Source organism: Arthrobacter sp. ISL-5 (assembly GCF_018613835.1).
Classification (GTDB): domain Bacteria; phylum Actinomycetota; class Actinomycetes; order Actinomycetales; family Micrococcaceae; genus Arthrobacter.
On sequence record NZ_JAGGPM010000018.1, the window covers coordinates 18,726 to 34,004 of the forward strand.

Here is a 15,279-nt window from a genome sequence, read left to right on the forward strand (position 1 = left end):
GAACTGGCATTAGTCTGAGGGCCTGGCAGTTGCTCCGCCCTGGCGCGATGTCTGATGCCTGGTGCCGGATCCACGGCAGCAGGTTCCGTTCTGTGATGCGAGGGATCATGACTGGACCGTCAAGAAAGCGGATGTGGTCCGGCGTGGTTCCGGCAGCGCTTCTGGCCCTGACCCTGCTGCTCACCGGCTGCCAACCCGGACTGCCGCAGCCGCCGCCGTCGAGCCCGCCCGGATCGTCCGGCTCGCCGGGCACTTCCAGTCCCTCAGCAACGTCCGCTTCCTCCGAACCGGCCGTGCCCACCGCCCATTTCACCGCCCAGGGCGACGTGGGAGTCAGCACCGGGGCAAGGAAAGTCCTGGACACGATCGCCGGCCTCCGGCCGCAGCTGAACCTGGCGCTCGGGGACTACTCCTACCAAGCCGGGATCGAGCAGGAATTTTGCGACATGGTCACAGGCAAGCTGGGCACCGACTTCCCCTATCAGGTGGTTACCGGGAACCACGAAAGCGACGGCCACGACGGCGACATCGCCAACATCGTCAAGTGCCTGCCCAATAAACTTCCCGGCCTCCAGGGCGAGTACGGAACGCAGTGGTACGTGGATTACCCGGAGCAGGAGCCCCTGGTCCGGTTCATCATGGTGTCTCCGGGCATCAAGTTCCACGACGGCAACACCCTGGACTACTCGCGAAACAGCGAGCGCTGGAAATGGACCGCGGACGCACTCGACGGTGCGAAGTCGCGGAACATTCCCTGGACGGTCGTGGGAATGCACACGCCCTGCCTCAGCGTGGGCAAGTACGGCTGCCAGGCCGGACAGGGCTTCACCAACATGCTGATGGAGAAGAAGGCGGACCTGGTGCTGACAGGTCATGACCACGTGTACCAGCGGAGCCACCAGATCGGCGGCGGCCTTGGGTGTCCCGCCCTGGTGCCTGATGCCTTCTCCAGTGGCTGCATCACCGATTCCGACGCAAGCATGGCCCAGGGCGAGGGGACCGTTTTTGCGACCGTGGGAACAGGCGGAGTGGGGCTCTATGACGTGCGGGATGACGATTCCGAAGCCAGATACTTCGCCAGCTGGTCCGGCAGGAACCGTGACCCCGCCCTCGGCACGCTGGACGTGAAGGCCACCGCCGCCCGGCTTTCGGCCAGGTTTGTCCCGGCAGAGGGATACACGTTCACCGACAGCTTCACCATCGAACGGAAGTAGTGCTTCGGCGGGTGGTTCAAAGCGGGTAGTTCAACTCAGCCGGTAGTGCAATACCCGGCCGGGCAGTTCAGCGCTTCGTCCAGACGGCGATCCAGTCGAGGTAGACGTGCCCGGCCGTGGCCGGCGCCGGGCAGCGCGGCAGGCAGGACTCGGTCTGCAGGATGTAGTGCATGGGCGTGTTCGGCACCCTGGTAGTTCCCGCTCCGAGGGAGACGCCGTCCAGGAAGAATTCGACCTTCCCCGGGCTCCACTCCATCGTGGCGACGTGCCACGTGGTGAACATGGCGTGCGACCTGATCAGGTCAGAGTCAGACGGACTGTTACTGCGGCGGTGCACTGCTCCATAGAAGGATGTGGCGAGATCACCTTCGGGGAAGTCGATCTCCCCGTCCCTCGGCCACACGCCGCTGTCCGGCCACAGAAGCCAGGCCGTCTTGAAACCCGGAAGGGAATCGGCCTTGAACCTGACCGAGACCCTGCCATAGAGCAGGCTGTTTGCGCGGTATGGATTCGAGCTGTCGTTCGGAATCTTGGGCGTGGGCGCGGCACCCATGGAGATGCCCTTCTCCGTGTGGAGGAACCAGTCCAGCATGCCGTTCTTGACGCTGAGCACTTTGGACGGGTAGTAGCGGGAGTTCTTCCCCTGTTGACCGGCCGTGTCCGGCACCCCGTCCTTGTACCCCGCGCTCCAGTCAGCCTCGTAGGCCGGGCCGGGAAAAGCGCCGATGGGAACGTCTCCGCTGGTGAAATCCTCCCGAAAGACCTGTTTCCATCCTGGCAGGTCGCCCACAGGCAGCTTAGCCGTCAGCGGGTTGATCGGAGGCACCGCGCGGGCCTTCGGGGCGGCAGGAGGCGCCGTGCTGGCTTGCGGTTTCGCCGGGGCCGCGGTCGCGCGGAGCGGGTTGACGGGAGGCGCCGTGGTGGCCGGCGGGCTAGCGGAGGGGACCGTTGTGGCCGGCAGGTCCAACGGCGGCAGCTCTCCGAGCGGCAGCCTCTGCGCTTCCTGGGCCACGGGCCCGCAGGCCGTCAGCATCACCAGCGCGGCGAGCACAGCCGTGAGCCGGAGGCCCGGGCGGCGGATGCCCGGGCGGCGGAGACGACTCACGGGCCGGATCCCGTGATCAGAGATAGCCATGGGGAAAGTGTGACATTAGGGACTATCCGTCTCCAAGGTTCTGCCGACCCCCAAAACTGGGGTTGCTTCAATGAACCCCAAGCTTTTTACAAGTTGCCGAAACGAACATGTACCAGGGGGAGTGCAAGCAAGTTGCCCTTGCCGCAGCAGCGAGCGCTTTGGTCTACTTCCCGGTGAATAGCCGGGAGGGCTGCTGTGGGGGCAAAAGCAAACAACTCCATGAGTGGTGAGGCTAGTGACCATCCCTATACTTGTTTCCAATCTGCGCGCACCGGAGTCGGTGCCCCTCCCCGTGGCCTCCGTTAGCGTGGTGATCCCCACCCTGAACGAGGCCATGAACCTCCCTTGGGTCCTTCGTCGAATGCCCTCGTACGTGGACGAAGTAGTGATCGTTGACGGACGTTCCCTGGACAGCACGGTCGACGTCGCCCGTGCCCTCCGCCTCGACGTCGTGGTCGTTTCGGAGCCGCAAGCAGGCAAGGGTGTGGCTATCCGGGCCGGGTTCGCCGCTGCTTCCGGCGACATCATCGTCATGCTGGACGCTGACGGGAGCATGGATCCCCAGGAGATCGGCTGGTTTGTTTCGCCGCTCCAGCACGAGTTCGACTTCGTCAAAGGTTCGCGCTACGTCACGGGCGGAGGCTCGGACGACATTACCCTGCTGCGCAGCACCGGCAACAGGGCTTTGACCGGGCTGGCCAACATTGTGCTCCACAGCAACTACTCCGACCTGTGCTACGGCTACATTGCCATGCGCCGCGAATGCCTCGAGATCCTGGAGCTAGAATCGGAAGGCTTCGAAATCGAGACCGAGCTGATTGTCCGGGCTTCCCGGGCGGGGCTTCGGATTGCCGAGGTTCCGAGCAACGAACTCACCCGGATCTCCGGCAACTCGAACCTCCACACCTTCCGCGACGGGTGGCGGGTACTGCGGACCCTCGCCCGCGAATGCATCGGGTGGGACGCACCCACAGCCGGCGCCCGGGCAGAGGCCCTGAGGCGCGTGAAGTACAAGTACCCCAGCACCTCCCTCCCCCATGTTCCAACGGACCCCCAAACGGTCCTGGGCCTCATGGCGGGTGAATGAGATGTATCACTCCGAAGGACTGCCGGCCGTTTCCGTGGTGATCTGCTCCTACACGGAAGACCGCTGGGACATGCTGATGGCCGCCGTCGAATCCGTCCGCACCCAAACAGTGCCGCCCCAGCAAACGATCGTGGTGGTCGACTACAACATGGACCTCTATAAGAGGCTCATCTTCACGGTTTCGGACGTTGTGATCCTGGAAAATACCGGCCCCAAGGGCCTGTCCGGTGCCCGCAACACCGGAGCGGCCGCCGCCACCGCCGGCATCGTCGCCTTCCTCGACGACGACGCCGAGGCGGAACCGGACTGGCTGAAACGGCTGACCGCACTGTACGACGACCACGATGTGCTGGCCGTCGGCGGACGCGTTGTTCCGATGTGGGAAACCCAGCGTCCCGCGCACTTCGCGGAAGAGCTCGACTGGATTGTGGGCTGCTCGTACCGCGGCCTGCCCAAGGTCGCGGCAGAGGTTCGCAACGTCATCGGCGCCAACATGTCGTTCCGCTCCGAGGTCCTGGACGTCGTGGGCGGTTTCAACACCTCACTGGGCCGGCAGAATTCCCTGCCGCTCGGGTGCGAGGAGACGGAGATCTGCATCAGGGCGGTCATCGGTTCCCCCGGCGGCCGCGTGGTGTACGAACCTGCTGCCCTGGTGCGGCACTTCGTCCCTGTCCAGCGGGGCACGTTGAACTACATGTTGCGCCGCGCGTGGTCGGAAGGCATTTCAAAGGCCCAGGTCAGCAAGATTGTGGGGCATAAGAGGGCGCTCGGACCCGAACGCCGGTATGTCCGCCGGGTGCTGCCCCACGCGGTGGCCCGGGGAATCCGGGACCAGCTCCGCGGGAAGGACCCCGCAGGCTTCCGCCGGGCGGCCACCGTCATCGCAGTGCTCGCCGTGACAACCTGCGGGTACATCCGGGGACGCAGCCTTCCGACGGCGCCGGCAGGCCCGGCAGCCGGACCACACGCACCGCACACCAGCTGGAGGGAAATCAATTGATGCACACGTTCCTGATACACATCCGCGCCCATACCACCGGAACAGCCGGGTTACGTCGATCATGAGCCAGTCTGAAAAAGGCGTCATGAGGGACTCAGCCCCTGCAACCGGTACCACCTTCGACGTCCACGGTCTCGTGGGCATCGACGTAGCCCCGGGCACGCCCGGCGAATCGCAGTTGCGGGACATGCTCGCCCCGTTCCTGGGCGGATCGCGCGCACCGCTGCGGCTGCATGTCAGCGGAGAAACGACGCCGGTGGCGGACCAGTCGCACGCCGAGGACGCCTACCGCTTCACCGCCGATTCGCTCTACCTTCCCGCCGACCGTGTGCAGGTCATCGAAACCCGGGACGGCTACGCCATCCAGGGCAGCGGTGAACTGCTGACGGCCGTCATACCGCTGCTTGACCGGCTCTGCATCAGGGAAAACGCCGCCATGGTCCACGCCGCGGTGGTGGACTACCGCGGTTCCGGGGTCCTTCTCCCCGCCTGGGGCGGAGTGGGCAAGACCAGCACCGTCGCCAAGCTCGTCGCGATTCCCGGCGTTCGATTCATGGCGGATGACTGGGCCTTTCTGGATGCAGACGGCAGGCTCATGGGCTATGCGAAACCGATGTTCCTCAAGCCCCACCACCGCACCATCTACCCGGACGTCTTCAGCGGCGCACGGAAGCCCTTGGCGCCCGGCTGGCTCACGAATTCAGTGGCAAAGCTGGCAACGGCCGTCCACCCCGTGATCGTCAGGTATCCCAAGACCGCGGCGTTCACGCGCCGCTGGTCCCCGGAACATCGGATGGTCCATCCGGAAGAGGTTTTCGGTGCGGACCGCATTTCATCAGGAGCTCTCACACGGCTGGCAATGTTTCTGGAACGGTACGACGGCTCCGACGCCCGGCACGAGGTGCGCAGCCCCGACTGGATGACCTCCCGTATCGTGGGGAACTTTCATTCGGAACTGCCCATGGTCTCGCGGAGGCTCATCGAGGCCTTGGGCGCCACCGGGCTGGTCCCCCTCGAGGAATTCTTCAGCCAGAAGGCCGCCGTCGTGCGAAGGGCCCTGGAAGAGGTCCCGTGTTCCCTTTTGCGGATCCCCGCCTCGTGGTCCGCGGACCGGACGTCCGACTACGTTGCGAACCTGATCAGTTCCAAGCTGGAGGAATGACATGCGGGGCCACGTGAGCGATCTTGAGGTGTCCGTGGTGGTTCCCGCCCGCAACGCTGCGGGCTGGCTGGGCGAATGCCTCAAGTCCATCCGCCGCGAGAGGCCCCGGGAAATCATCGTCGTGGACGGCTGCTCTACGGACGCCACGGCCGAGATTGCACGCTCACTCGGGGCCCGCGTCATCTCCGATGAAGGCCGCGGACTGCCCGCTGCCCGGATGCTCGGCGTCAAGAGCGCCAGCTGCGATCTCGTGGCGCTCATCGATGCCGACGTCGTCATTCCGCCCGGCGCTTTGGGCGGCCTCCTGGACGAATTCAAGGTCTGCGGCTACGACGGACTGCAGTTCGGGCTTGTCAGTGAGAGTGATGGTCCCGGTTACTGGGGCGAGGCCCTGGCCTGGCACCACAACCACAGCCGCGTCCGCTCGTGGTTCGGGGTCTGCGCCACCCTCATGCGCAGAAAGGTGCTGCTGTCCGTCGCCTTCGACGACACCTTCCGCTCGGGTGAGGACATCGAACTGAGGATACGGCTCGAGGAGGCCGGCTACCGGCTGGGCGTCTCCAGCACCACCGCAGTGCGGCACAGGTTCGCCGACACGTTCGATGCAGCCCGCGACCAGTGGCTCCAGGACGGCGCCGGCATGGCCCGGACCATGCGCAAGCACCCTGCGCGCGCCGGCTGGACGCTCGCTTTGCCCCTGCTGGCCACGTTCCGGGGCGTGGGCTTGTCCCTGCTGCAGGCGCCGCGCTTCCTCCCGTACTGGGCCGGTTTCCTCCTCTACAACTACGGGGCTATGTTCGGCGAGATCCTGCGCCCACGGGGCTCCGCGCTGTCGGTGGGCGGCAACACAGCCTGGCTGACGGCCGCCAGGGTAGCCCCCATGGTGACCGGCTTCCTTTTCTGGGCACTCGCGGCGCTCATGCTGCCGCCGGAGCAAATCGGCATGGGCTCCGCTGTGGTGGCCGCTGCCCTGTTGACCGTGCAGTTCGGAATGCTCGGTGTTGGACAGGCGACGCTCACCCTCCTCCCCATACAGTCCGACGGCGGACGCCGCCTGATTGCCAGCAGCCTGCTGACCGTGGGCGTTTCCACCGTCGTCGTGGCCGGCGCTGTTGCGGGCGTGACGTACGCGTCGGGGTCGGGCGTCGGCCATGCCTGGAACGATCCCCTTGTGACGGCCATCTTCACAGCGACAGCCCTTTTTGCTGCCGCCGCCTACCAGCTGGACCATGTGGGAGTCGCACAGGAGCGCGCCGACCGCGCCCTGGCCCGGAGCCTCGTGCAAAGCGTGGTACAGCTCGCCGTCCTGGGCGGGGCGCTGACTGCCGGGCTCCGCGAGCTGACCGTGGTGGTGGGTGCCGTGGGCGCCGGCGCCCTGGCCAGCGTACTCCTGGGACTGCGCCAGCTCCACCGTGCCGGCGTCTCGCCAGACTGGAGGCGCGGGCTCAGGACCGGTCCCGCCGTCGCCCTGCTGAAACCGGGACTTCCAAACCACGCCCTGATGCTCGCGGACCGCGCCCCCGGCTATCTGCTTCCCCTGATCGTTGCCTCCACGCTCGGCCCGGCTTCAACTGCCTCCTGGTACATCGTGTGGATGATGGCATCCGCCGTCTTCTTTGTCCCGCAGTCCGCCGGATTTTCGCTGCAGACCGCGCTGGCCGGTGACCGGCCAAAACCGGGCCTGGTGTCCTCGGCACTCAGGGCCAGCCTGGCGCTCACGCTCGCGGCCGGGGCCATCCTGCTCCTGGCCGGACCTTTCCTTCTGCGCCTCGTTGGCCCGCAATACGGGGCGGCCTGGATTTTGCTGCCCGTCCTCGTGCCGGCGCTGCTGCTGAGTTGCGTGACCCAGGTCTACTTCGGCCTGTGCCGCGCGCTCGGGCGCCTTGTCGAAGCCACGGGCGTGGCTATTCTCGCTGCAGTCCTGGTGGTGGCGCCCGCGGCGTTCACCGCCCAGGAGTACGGCCTTGCCGGAGTCTCTGCGCTGTGGTCCGCTGCCCAGGCGGCGGCCGCGCTGATCGCCATCTTCCGCCTCAGAAAGCTGAGCTTAGCCCTGCCAGCCGCTGACCCCGTCGAGGTCCCGCCAGCGGCACTCAACCAGTCGACTGGAATCGAGAAACCATGACACCCGAACCCACGCCGTCGGCACCGACGGCACCTCTGTCACCCGCACCCCACCGCCACACCGACACGAAGCACGGCGGCGCCAAGCACGGCGATGGGCGTCATGACGGCAAGCACGGCGAGACCAAGCATGCCGAGGTCAAGCAAGGGGGCGCCAAACACGGCGGCACTGTACCTCCCGCCGTCGTCCGTCATGAATCGTCGCGTCCCTGGCAACTTGCCGCCCTGGCCGGACTCGCCGCCGTGGCCCTGGCGCTGGGAATCTGGAGCCTGCTGAGCGTGGATCCCGATCGGATCGGCGGGACGGGGCTCGTCGAGGCACTTCCGGCCGTCTACTTCGTTGCCCTCGCACTCAGCCTGGCCGGCTTCGTGGCCACACTGAATCTGCGCCGGCACACACCCGCGCTGCTGGCCGGCCAGGTCCTGGTCCTGGTGGTCATCCTGCATGCCGCGGATCCCATCGTTCACGGCCTGCCCCGCCTCGAGGCGAGCTACCGGCACCTCGGCATTGCTGACTACATCGCCAGGTCCGGCCAGCTGGATACGAATCTTGACGCGTACTTCAACTGGCCCGGCTTCTTCGATCTCCTGGGGCTGCTGTCCGGCGCCACCGGAGTAAGGGACCTGATGGGCATCGCGACGTGGGCGCCCCTGGGAATTAACCTGCTCCTGCTGGCCCCGCTGCTGGCGCTGGCAACAAGGCTGACCTCCCAGCCACGGCAGGCGTGGGCCGGCGTCTGGATTTTCTACCTCACCAGCTGGGTCGGACAGGACTACCTGTCCCCCCAGGCGTACGCCTTCATGCTCCTCGTCACCCTGCTCGCCTGCCTCCTGAGCGTGTTCAGCGGATGGGCCTGGCCCACCGGCAGCAAGCCGTTCACAAGGTCGCTGGCGCACACCGTGGCCAAACTTGACCCCACTGTGCAGCACCAGGGCATCACGAGCCCTCCTCCGGCTGACGCGGCCGTCCTGCTGGTGGTCTGCGCGGGGATCCTCGTGGCCATGACGGCTTCCCACCAGCTCACACCCTTCGCGGTGGTCCCCATCCTGGCCCTCTTCGTCCTGACCGGCCGGCTGCGCCTGCGCTACCTGCCCATCCTCGCCGCGGTCCTGCCGATCGGCTGGCTGGTGTTCGTGGCCTCTGCCTACTTCGAGGGTCACTTGGGCCAGCTGTTCGGGTCGTTCGGCGATATCCAGGCAAACACTCTCGGCGCCGTAACACAGCGCGTTAGCGGGAGCGAAGACCACGTGCAGGTGGTCTACACGCGGCTGGCCGAAGTGGCGTTCGTCTGGGTCCTGGCCGCAGTGGGGGCCGTCATGGCCCACCGGCGGCGGACGGCCTGGCTTACCGCGGCGGTGGGAGCGCTGGCACCGCTGGCCCTGGTTCCCGGCCAGCCCTACGGCGGCGAGTTGCTCCTTCGCCTGTACCTTTTCAGCCTGCCGTTCGCCGCCTGCCTGGCCGTGCTGATCCTGATACCGGACAGGCAGGGCGCCCCTGGCTGGAAACGAAGCATTGCCCTGCTGGTGATGGGATCGGTTCTGGCCACTGCCACCGTGGTGACCCGCTACGGCAATGACAGCATGGAGAAATTCACGCGGGAAGACGTCTCCCTGGTCAACCGGCTCTACGCGACCGCCCCGGCAGGATCAATCCTCATCGAAGCGGTAGGCAACACCCCGTGGCAGTTCCAGAAATACGCCGAGTACGACTACCGGGAGCTGCTGGCGGCCCAACCACGGCCCGACGCCGCCCCGCTGACGTGCGATGCACCGAACAGAATAGCGCAGCGGACAGGCGCCTACCTGATCATCACAACAAGCCAAAAAGTGGCCGCGGAACTTCTCGAGACGACGCCCCCCGGGGATCTTGACCGCTTCATTGCGACGTGCGGCGCCAGCCCCGGCTGGACGAAAGTGTTCGATGAGCCCGGCGGCGTAGTCTTCCACATCAAAGGAGCAGGCAATGGCATTTGATCGAAAGTACGTGACGTACGCGGTGGGCGGCATCGCCATCGCCGCGATGCCCCTCTCATTCTTCGGGCCCGAGGGACTGAGGCTGGTGGTGATCGGCCTGCTGATGCTGGCAGGACCCGGCACAGCCCTGGTCAGGCTTCTCCGGTTCGGTCCGCCGGACAGTCCCGAAGCACGCGGCACCCTGCCGCTGGCCGTGTCCATCGCCGTGGCTTCCAGCCTCGGGCTCTCCACAATCGTCGCCACGGCGATGGTCTTTTCGCGGATGTGGTCCCCGCCGGCGGCGGTGTTCCTGCTGTCGCTGGTCACCCTGGGACTTCTGGCGCTCGGCGCCCGGCGGTCCCGCGGATCCCTGGCAGGTGCGCGATGATCATTTTCCTGACAGGGTTTGCCACCGTCGTGGCATTGGTTACATGTGATGCCTTGCGCATAGTTCGGCCGGGCGCCCCGCTGCCGAAAGCCGCGGTTTACACCGCTGCGGCCCTCCTTTCCCTAATCTGCGTCTCGCTCTTGGCCAAGCTAATCCAGCTGCTGTGATGGCGTTTCGCTCCTGGCACGGCCTAACCGGCCGCTGGGCCAATCCGGCCCGGCGGCCGGTACCAATGACACGAACAAGATAGTGAGGACTAACAAATGAGCAAGTTGAAAAAATTGGGCACAGTAGGCGCCGTCGGCGTGATGTTGTCCGGTGGCCTGATTTTCGCCTCGTCACAGGCCGCCAACGCCGTCACGTGCCGCCCCAACACAGCCCCACCAACCAGCTCGCTGCCCGGGACATACGTCGTGGCCGCCACGAGCTTCGAAGGTTCGATCGCTCCGTTCGTCAAAAGCACCTCGGGAACTGGAACGGCCAACATCTCCAGCTCCAAGTACCACACCGGGCTGTGCTCAGTCAAACTCCATGTGACCGCGGATTCCGGATCTGTTGCCAAGATGTCAGCGCCACTGAACTCGGGCACCAAGACAGCAAGCGCCGACGGCTGGTTCAACATCACCACTGCAGGGGTGGCCGGAAACGATGTCCCGTACCTTCGGTTCTTCTCGGGCAGCACCCGGATCGCGGATATCTACCGCTACAACAGCAACGGGCAGCTCTGGCTGCGCGTCACCGCCCCTAACGGGACTTTCACGTACACCAAGCTGAAGTCCTCCAGCATCCCGTTGAACACCTGGCACCGGGCCCAAATGACCGTGACCGCCAATGGCAGCCAATCCACGATCAAGGTATGGTTCGACGGCGCAGCCGAGTACTCCAGCAGCGCCGTAAACCTTGGCGTCACGAGCTTGAGCAAAGTGCAGCTGGGGGCGGAGCACACCCGCCAGATGGGAGACGAATACATCGACGACATCGTGGTCAGGGCGTCGTAGAGCCCGTCCCGCGCGAATTCCAGAACGGCAGGCGGCGGGCAAGCCGCCTGCCGGGACCCAGTGCCCCGGGGACTAGACTTCCTCCATGGCCGTTTACCTGGATCCGCCCCTGTGGCCTGCGCACGGAACCCACTTTTCACACCTGATATCGGACGCCTCCCTGGCGGAACTGCACGCCTTCGCCGCCGCGGCCGAGATCCCTGAACGGGCGTTCGACGGCGACCACTACGATGTGCCCGAGCGCCGCTACGACTCACTCGTGGCGGCGGGCGCCATTCCCGTGGAGGGCCGGGTCCTGGTCCGGAAGCTCATCGCCAGCGGACTCAGGATCCCCGCCCGAGCGCGCAACAAATCGCTGAAAACTCCCCTGCTGAACCGCTGGAACACGGTGATGCCCGGCCACGATGCCCTGTTCCTGGACCTCCTTGACCGCTGGAGCGAAGCCCACCGGCGGTACCACGGCTGCACGCACCTGCTGGCGGTGCTTGAGGCGCTGGACCTGCTCACCGAACCCGCAGGACCCCGGCGCACCGTGGTCCTCGCGGCCTGGTTCCACGACGCCGTCTACCGCGGCGCTGCCGGACTGGACGAGGAGGAATCGGCCCGCCTCGCCGAGTTCAGGCTCACCGATGCCGGCCTGCCCGCAGGCGACGTCGCGGAGGTGGCACGGCTGGTCCGGCTGACGTCCGACCACCGGCCTCCGGCGGGGGACGACGACGGCGCCCTCCTCTGCGACGCGGACCTGTCCGTTCTCGGCGGCGAACCGGAGCACTACGCCAGGTACGTGGCCGCCGTCCGCGAAGACTACGCGCACATTGGCGACGCGGACTTCGCGGCCGGCCGGGCCGCCGTCGTCCGCGGGCTGCTGGAACTGGACCCGCTGTTCCACAGCCGCCGCGCCCGCGAGCTATGGCTGGATGCCGCGCGGCGGAACCTTCGGGGTGAACTCGAGTCAGCAGGCCGGTGATCGCGGCCCCTGACGGGACGGCCGGAGGGCTCGCCGGCTGCTATCCGGCGGACCGCACGTGCCCTTCCAGCCGGTCAAAGGCCTCGCCCCAGCCGCCGCCGTGGCCGTCCCGGCTTTCCACGGATTCGAAGGGGCCCTGGGTGAAGGTCATCCGGGTGCCGCCGGCCTCCTCCTCCAGTTCAATGGCCACCTCGGTCTCATAGCCTCGCGTGCCGTCCTCGTTGTCCCAGGCGTAGGTGAATTCGAAATTGGTCGGCGGCTCGATGCGCGTGTGGATGCCGCTCCACCAAAGCCGCTGGCCGGTCTCCTCCTGGACCATGCAGGCCCGGTAGCGTCCGCCCACTTCGAAGTCGGTCTCGATGGTCTCCCGCGGGACGCGGAACCCGTGCGGCCCCCACCATGCAGGTGCCTGGTCCGGATCCGTCAGGGCGGACCACACCGTCCGGATGGGCGCCTCGAAGTGGCGGGTGATGACCAGCATCAGCTCGTCCGGCGGCGTGGTTTGCGTCGGGATAACTTGCTCAGACATTTTGCTCTTCCTCGCTTTCCGTGGTCTGGATTCTCTTCAGGTGGGCATCGAGCTTGTCGAAGCTGGTGTCCCAGAAGCGGCGGTACGTCTCCATCCACTGCGTGGCAGCGCCGAGCGGCGCGGCTTCGAGGCGGCTGGAGCGCCATTGCGCGGAGCGGCTGCGCGAGATCAGCCCGGCGGCCTCCAGTACCTTCAGGTGTCGGGAGACGGCCGGGAGGCTGATCTCAAACGGCTCCGCGAGTTCGTTGACCGTGGCTTCCCCGTCGGCCAGGCGCGCCAGGATGGCCCGCCGCGTGGGGTCCGCCAAGGCAGCGAAGATCATGCTGAGCTGGTCGTTTGCCATTCATTGCCGGCTTGTCAGCGGTAGCTGGTGACGAACGGTGTGCTGGTGGGGACGATCTGTTTGCCCAGTGGCATCAGCGAGACCGGAATGAGCTTCAGGTTGGCGATGGCCAGCGGGATCCCGATGATGGTGACGGCCATCGCGAACGCCGTCACCACGTGGCCGATCGCAATCCAGATGCCGGCCACGAGGAGCCAGACCACGTTTCCCAACAGCGCGAAGATGCTGTTGCCTCCCGGCTTGTCCACCACCATGCGCCCGAACGGCCACAGCGTGTAGGAGGCGATCCTGAACGACGCGATGCCCCACGGAATGGTGACAATGAGGAGGCAGCAGATGACGCCGGCGACGAAGTAGCCGATCGCCAGCCAGAGTCCGCCGAACACCAGCCAGATAATGTTGAGTAGGGTCTTCATGAATTCATTGTCCCGCTTCACTCTTCTGCGGTGCCTTCTCCAATTCCGCGTCCAGTTCCGCGTCCAGGAGGGTGAAGGAACTCGCCCAGCCTTCGCGCGTCATCTCGACGTACTCCTGGCTGTTGAAGCCCGTCTGGGTCAGTCGTAGCAGCGTGCGCCCGCCGATGTCCTCAAACTCCAGCCGCATGGCCATGACGTGCGTCTGCCCCTCGGCAAGGTCCGAGTCCAGCTGCGACGCCACCAGGAGCCGCGGCGGATCGTACTCCCGGATGACCGAATCGATGGGCGATTCCTTCGCGACGCCGTCTTCCTCATAGACCATCACCATGCGCCACACTCCGCCGACCCGCGGCTCCACCTCGATGCGGTCCAGCGGCGTGTCCACGCCTTCCGGCCCGAACCAGGCGGACAGCATTTGCGGGTCCATGAAGGCCTTGAAGACCAGCTCGCGGGGAGCATCGAACTCGCGCTCCATGGACAGGGTGAAGGACTGGGGTTCCTGCTGCGTGCTCATGTCAGGCTCCTGAATCAGAGTATTTAACTGATACATTAATTAACGAACAAGTTAAATATCCCACCTCCGGGGACGGCGGTCAAGAGTCAGTTTCCTACGACTTCGCCGCGGTAACGAACGCGCGGATCTTCGCCAAATCCTTGACTCCCTTGGAAATTTCGACGCCGGAGGAGACGTCCACGCCCCAGGCCCCGGCGGCCCGGGCTGCTTCTGCGACATTTGCCGGATCCAGGCCGCCGGCAAGGAGCCACTGCCGCCCCTCGAGGCCCTTGGCGCGCACGGAGCCGTAGTCCCAGGCCTCGCCCGAGCCGGGAACGGCGGCGTCGATCAGCAACATCTCCTCGTCCCAGCTGGCGAAAGCCTCCGGCGCGTCATTCATGGTGACGGCCCGGATTACCTTCATGCCGGCGTCGTGCGCTGTCTTGACGTCCTCGGGAGTGCGGTCGCCGTGCAGCTGGATCCAGCCCAGGCCCGCGGCGCGGGCAATGGCCACGGCATCCGCCGTGGGCTCGTGGCGGAAAACACCGACGGCGCCAACGCCGTCCGGAACCTCTTTGAGCAGCTTGGTGACCTGCGCCGGAGAAACCGCCCGGGGACTGGCCGTCAGGACGAAACCCACAGCGTCCGCTCCAGCATCCACAGCCTCGCGGATAGATTCAGGGGTACTCAGCCCGCACACTTTGACGAACATTAACCGGCTCCTTGTAGTTGATCTGTCCCCAAATGACGGTAGCAATACTGCGCCGACTTTACGCGGAGCGGAAGGGGCGGGCAACGGCAACGGACCCGGCGGGCGGAACAGGCGGGCGGAACAGGCCGCTGCCGCAAACCGGGCCCGGGCCGGGCTAGGCTGGGCGGATGGAGATCATCCGTTTCGCAGACCTCAGACCCCAACCGTGGCGGAACGGGGGCGGGGTCACCCGGGAGCTGGCCAGCCATCCCCGGGCCGCCTCGGCCCAGGACGGCGTGTGGGACTGGCGCGTCAGCATCGCCGACGTCACCAAAGCCGGAGACTTCTCGGCCTTCCCGGGCATGGAGCGCGTGCTGACGGTAATAGACGGCGAGCTCCTGCTGCTGACAGTCGACGGCGGCGAGCACCCGCTCGAGAAGTACCGGCCCTTCCGGTTCTCGGGCGAAGCTGCGACCTCAAGTGCCCTGCCCACCGGCGACATCCGCGACCTGAACGTCATCACCCGCACCGGAGCGTTCAAGGGTTACACGTCGATCGTGGAGCTCTCGAAGAAGCGGGCGCATCCCGTATTCGATGGGCAGCTCGGCATTCTGCTCCAGGGCCAGGCCACCGTCACCGCAGCCGAACCCGCCCCGGCGCCAAGCGAACCGGAAGCACTCAACCGCTATGACGCCGTGGTCGGTTCAGACACGCAGACGCCCGAAATCCTGGGCCGCGGGTTCCTGGCCGTCGTGTCCATCGATGCGGCGGCAGGGTAGCCT

The 15,279-nt window shown here is 66.2% G+C and carries 16 protein-coding genes; 10 read left to right on the forward strand and 6 right to left on the reverse strand.

Annotated elements, in window-relative coordinates:
- The first annotated feature begins 107 nt into the window (after positions 1-107).
- On the forward strand, positions 108-1,214 hold the full coding sequence (locus J7I89_RS10145) for a metallophosphoesterase (protein ID WP_251045138.1): 1,107 nt from the start codon (positions 108-110) through the stop codon (positions 1,212-1,214).
- Between the two features lie 67 nt (positions 1,215-1,281).
- Here J7I89_RS10145 and J7I89_RS10150 read toward each other — a convergent pair whose 3' ends face one another.
- On the reverse strand, positions 1,282-2,349 hold the full coding sequence (locus J7I89_RS10150; protein ID WP_251045139.1) for a glycoside hydrolase family 16 protein: 1,068 nt from the start codon (positions 2,347-2,349) through the stop codon (positions 1,282-1,284).
- A gap of 235 nt (positions 2,350-2,584) precedes the next feature.
- Here J7I89_RS10150 and J7I89_RS10155 point away from each other — a divergent pair, with 235 nt between their 5' ends.
- The 8 genes from J7I89_RS10155 to J7I89_RS10190 all read left to right on the forward strand — a co-directional run bounded on the left by J7I89_RS10155 (position 2,585) and on the right by J7I89_RS10190 (position 12,025).
- On the forward strand, positions 2,585-3,436 hold the full coding sequence (locus J7I89_RS10155) for a glycosyltransferase family 2 protein (RefSeq protein WP_214969653.1): 852 nt from the start codon (positions 2,585-2,587) through the stop codon (positions 3,434-3,436).
- Between the two features lies 1 nt (position 3,437).
- The gene (locus tag J7I89_RS10160; protein WP_214969654.1) at positions 3,438-4,436 is read left to right on the forward strand and encodes a glycosyltransferase family 2 protein; all 999 of its coding nucleotides are present in this window, start codon (positions 3,438-3,440) and stop codon (positions 4,434-4,436) included.
- Between the two features lie 85 nt (positions 4,437-4,521).
- A complete protein-coding gene (locus tag J7I89_RS10165; RefSeq protein ID WP_251045140.1) occupies positions 4,522-5,598 on the forward strand; it encodes a hypothetical protein in 1,077 nt (358 codons plus the stop codon).
- A 1-nt stretch (position 5,599) separates the two neighbouring features.
- The gene (locus J7I89_RS10170; RefSeq protein ID WP_214969657.1) at positions 5,600-7,720 is read left to right on the forward strand and encodes a glycosyltransferase; all 2,121 of its coding nucleotides are present in this window, start codon (positions 5,600-5,602) and stop codon (positions 7,718-7,720) included.
- Positions 7,717-9,693, forward strand: a complete 1,977-nt coding sequence (locus J7I89_RS10175) for a hypothetical protein (protein WP_251045141.1) — start codon at positions 7,717-7,719, stop codon at positions 9,691-9,693. The genes J7I89_RS10170 and J7I89_RS10175 overlap by 4 nt, the downstream gene beginning before the upstream one ends.
- Positions 9,683-10,060 (forward strand): hypothetical protein, encoded by a 378-nt coding sequence (locus J7I89_RS10180; protein ID WP_214969659.1) that lies wholly within the window; start codon positions 9,683-9,685, stop codon positions 10,058-10,060. Before J7I89_RS10175 ends, J7I89_RS10180 begins: the two co-directional genes overlap by 11 nt.
- A gap of 263 nt (positions 10,061-10,323) precedes the next feature.
- Positions 10,324-11,058 (forward strand): hypothetical protein, encoded by a 735-nt coding sequence (locus J7I89_RS10185; RefSeq protein ID WP_214969661.1) that lies wholly within the window; start codon positions 10,324-10,326, stop codon positions 11,056-11,058.
- Positions 11,059-11,143: 85 nt separating this feature from the next.
- Entirely contained in the window at positions 11,144-12,025 is an 882-nt protein-coding gene (locus tag J7I89_RS10190) for a DUF4031 domain-containing protein (RefSeq protein ID WP_214969663.1), read from the forward strand.
- A 40-nt stretch (positions 12,026-12,065) separates the two neighbouring features.
- Here J7I89_RS10190 and J7I89_RS10195 read toward each other — a convergent pair whose 3' ends face one another.
- The 5 genes from J7I89_RS10195 to J7I89_RS10215 form a co-directional block, all read right to left on the reverse strand.
- Positions 12,066-12,554: an SRPBCC domain-containing protein gene (locus J7I89_RS10195; protein ID WP_214969665.1), complete on the reverse strand. Its 489-nt coding sequence runs from the start codon at positions 12,552-12,554 to the stop codon at positions 12,066-12,068.
- Positions 12,547-12,897, reverse strand: a complete 351-nt coding sequence (locus J7I89_RS10200; protein WP_214969667.1) for a helix-turn-helix transcriptional regulator — start codon at positions 12,895-12,897, stop codon at positions 12,547-12,549. The genes J7I89_RS10195 and J7I89_RS10200 overlap by 8 nt, the downstream gene beginning before the upstream one ends.
- Before the next feature lie 14 nt (positions 12,898-12,911).
- Positions 12,912-13,313: a YccF domain-containing protein gene (locus J7I89_RS10205; RefSeq protein WP_214969668.1), complete on the reverse strand. Its 402-nt coding sequence runs from the start codon at positions 13,311-13,313 to the stop codon at positions 12,912-12,914.
- Positions 13,314-13,317: 4 nt separating this feature from the next.
- Complete coding sequence (locus tag J7I89_RS10210; RefSeq protein WP_214969670.1) at positions 13,318-13,827, reverse strand: SRPBCC domain-containing protein; 510 nt, start codon at positions 13,825-13,827, stop codon at positions 13,318-13,320.
- Positions 13,828-13,921: 94 nt separating this feature from the next.
- The gene (locus J7I89_RS10215) at positions 13,922-14,518 is read right to left on the reverse strand and encodes a phosphoribosylanthranilate isomerase (protein ID WP_214969672.1); all 597 of its coding nucleotides are present in this window, start codon (positions 14,516-14,518) and stop codon (positions 13,922-13,924) included.
- Positions 14,519-14,685: 167 nt separating this feature from the next.
- On the opposite strand from J7I89_RS10215, the gene J7I89_RS10220 reads away from it, so the two are divergent.
- A complete protein-coding gene (locus tag J7I89_RS10220; RefSeq protein ID WP_214969674.1) occupies positions 14,686-15,276 on the forward strand; it encodes a HutD family protein in 591 nt (196 codons plus the stop codon).
- Positions 15,277-15,279: the final 3 nt, after the last annotated feature.

Coding starts and splice junctions, on each gene's coding strand:
- J7I89_RS10145 (WP_251045138.1), top strand. CDS start 108: ATGACTGGACCGTCAAGAAAGCGGATGTGGTCCGGCGTGGTTCCGGCA.
- J7I89_RS10150 (WP_251045139.1), bottom strand. CDS start 2,349: ATGGCTATCTCTGATCACGGGATCCGGCCCGTGAGTCGTCTCCGCCGC.
- J7I89_RS10160 (WP_214969654.1), top strand. CDS start 3,438: ATGTATCACTCCGAAGGACTGCCGGCCGTTTCCGTGGTGATCTGCTCC.
- J7I89_RS10165 (WP_251045140.1), top strand. CDS start 4,522: ATGAGGGACTCAGCCCCTGCAACCGGTACCACCTTCGACGTCCACGGT.
- J7I89_RS10170 (WP_214969657.1), top strand. CDS start 5,600: ATGCGGGGCCACGTGAGCGATCTTGAGGTGTCCGTGGTGGTTCCCGCC.
- J7I89_RS10175 (WP_251045141.1), top strand. CDS start 7,717: ATGACACCCGAACCCACGCCGTCGGCACCGACGGCACCTCTGTCACCC.
- J7I89_RS10180 (WP_214969659.1), top strand. CDS start 9,683: ATGGCATTTGATCGAAAGTACGTGACGTACGCGGTGGGCGGCATCGCC.
- J7I89_RS10185 (WP_214969661.1), top strand. CDS start 10,324: ATGAGCAAGTTGAAAAAATTGGGCACAGTAGGCGCCGTCGGCGTGATG.
- J7I89_RS10190 (WP_214969663.1), top strand. CDS start 11,144: ATGGCCGTTTACCTGGATCCGCCCCTGTGGCCTGCGCACGGAACCCAC.
- J7I89_RS10195 (WP_214969665.1), bottom strand. CDS start 12,554: ATGTCTGAGCAAGTTATCCCGACGCAAACCACGCCGCCGGACGAGCTG.
- J7I89_RS10200 (WP_214969667.1), bottom strand. CDS start 12,897: ATGGCAAACGACCAGCTCAGCATGATCTTCGCTGCCTTGGCGGACCCC.
- J7I89_RS10205 (WP_214969668.1), bottom strand. CDS start 13,313: ATGAAGACCCTACTCAACATTATCTGGCTGGTGTTCGGCGGACTCTGG.
- J7I89_RS10210 (WP_214969670.1), bottom strand. CDS start 13,827: ATGAGCACGCAGCAGGAACCCCAGTCCTTCACCCTGTCCATGGAGCGC.
- J7I89_RS10215 (WP_214969672.1), bottom strand. CDS start 14,518: ATGTTCGTCAAAGTGTGCGGGCTGAGTACCCCTGAATCTATCCGCGAG.
- J7I89_RS10220 (WP_214969674.1), top strand. CDS start 14,686: ATGGAGATCATCCGTTTCGCAGACCTCAGACCCCAACCGTGGCGGAAC.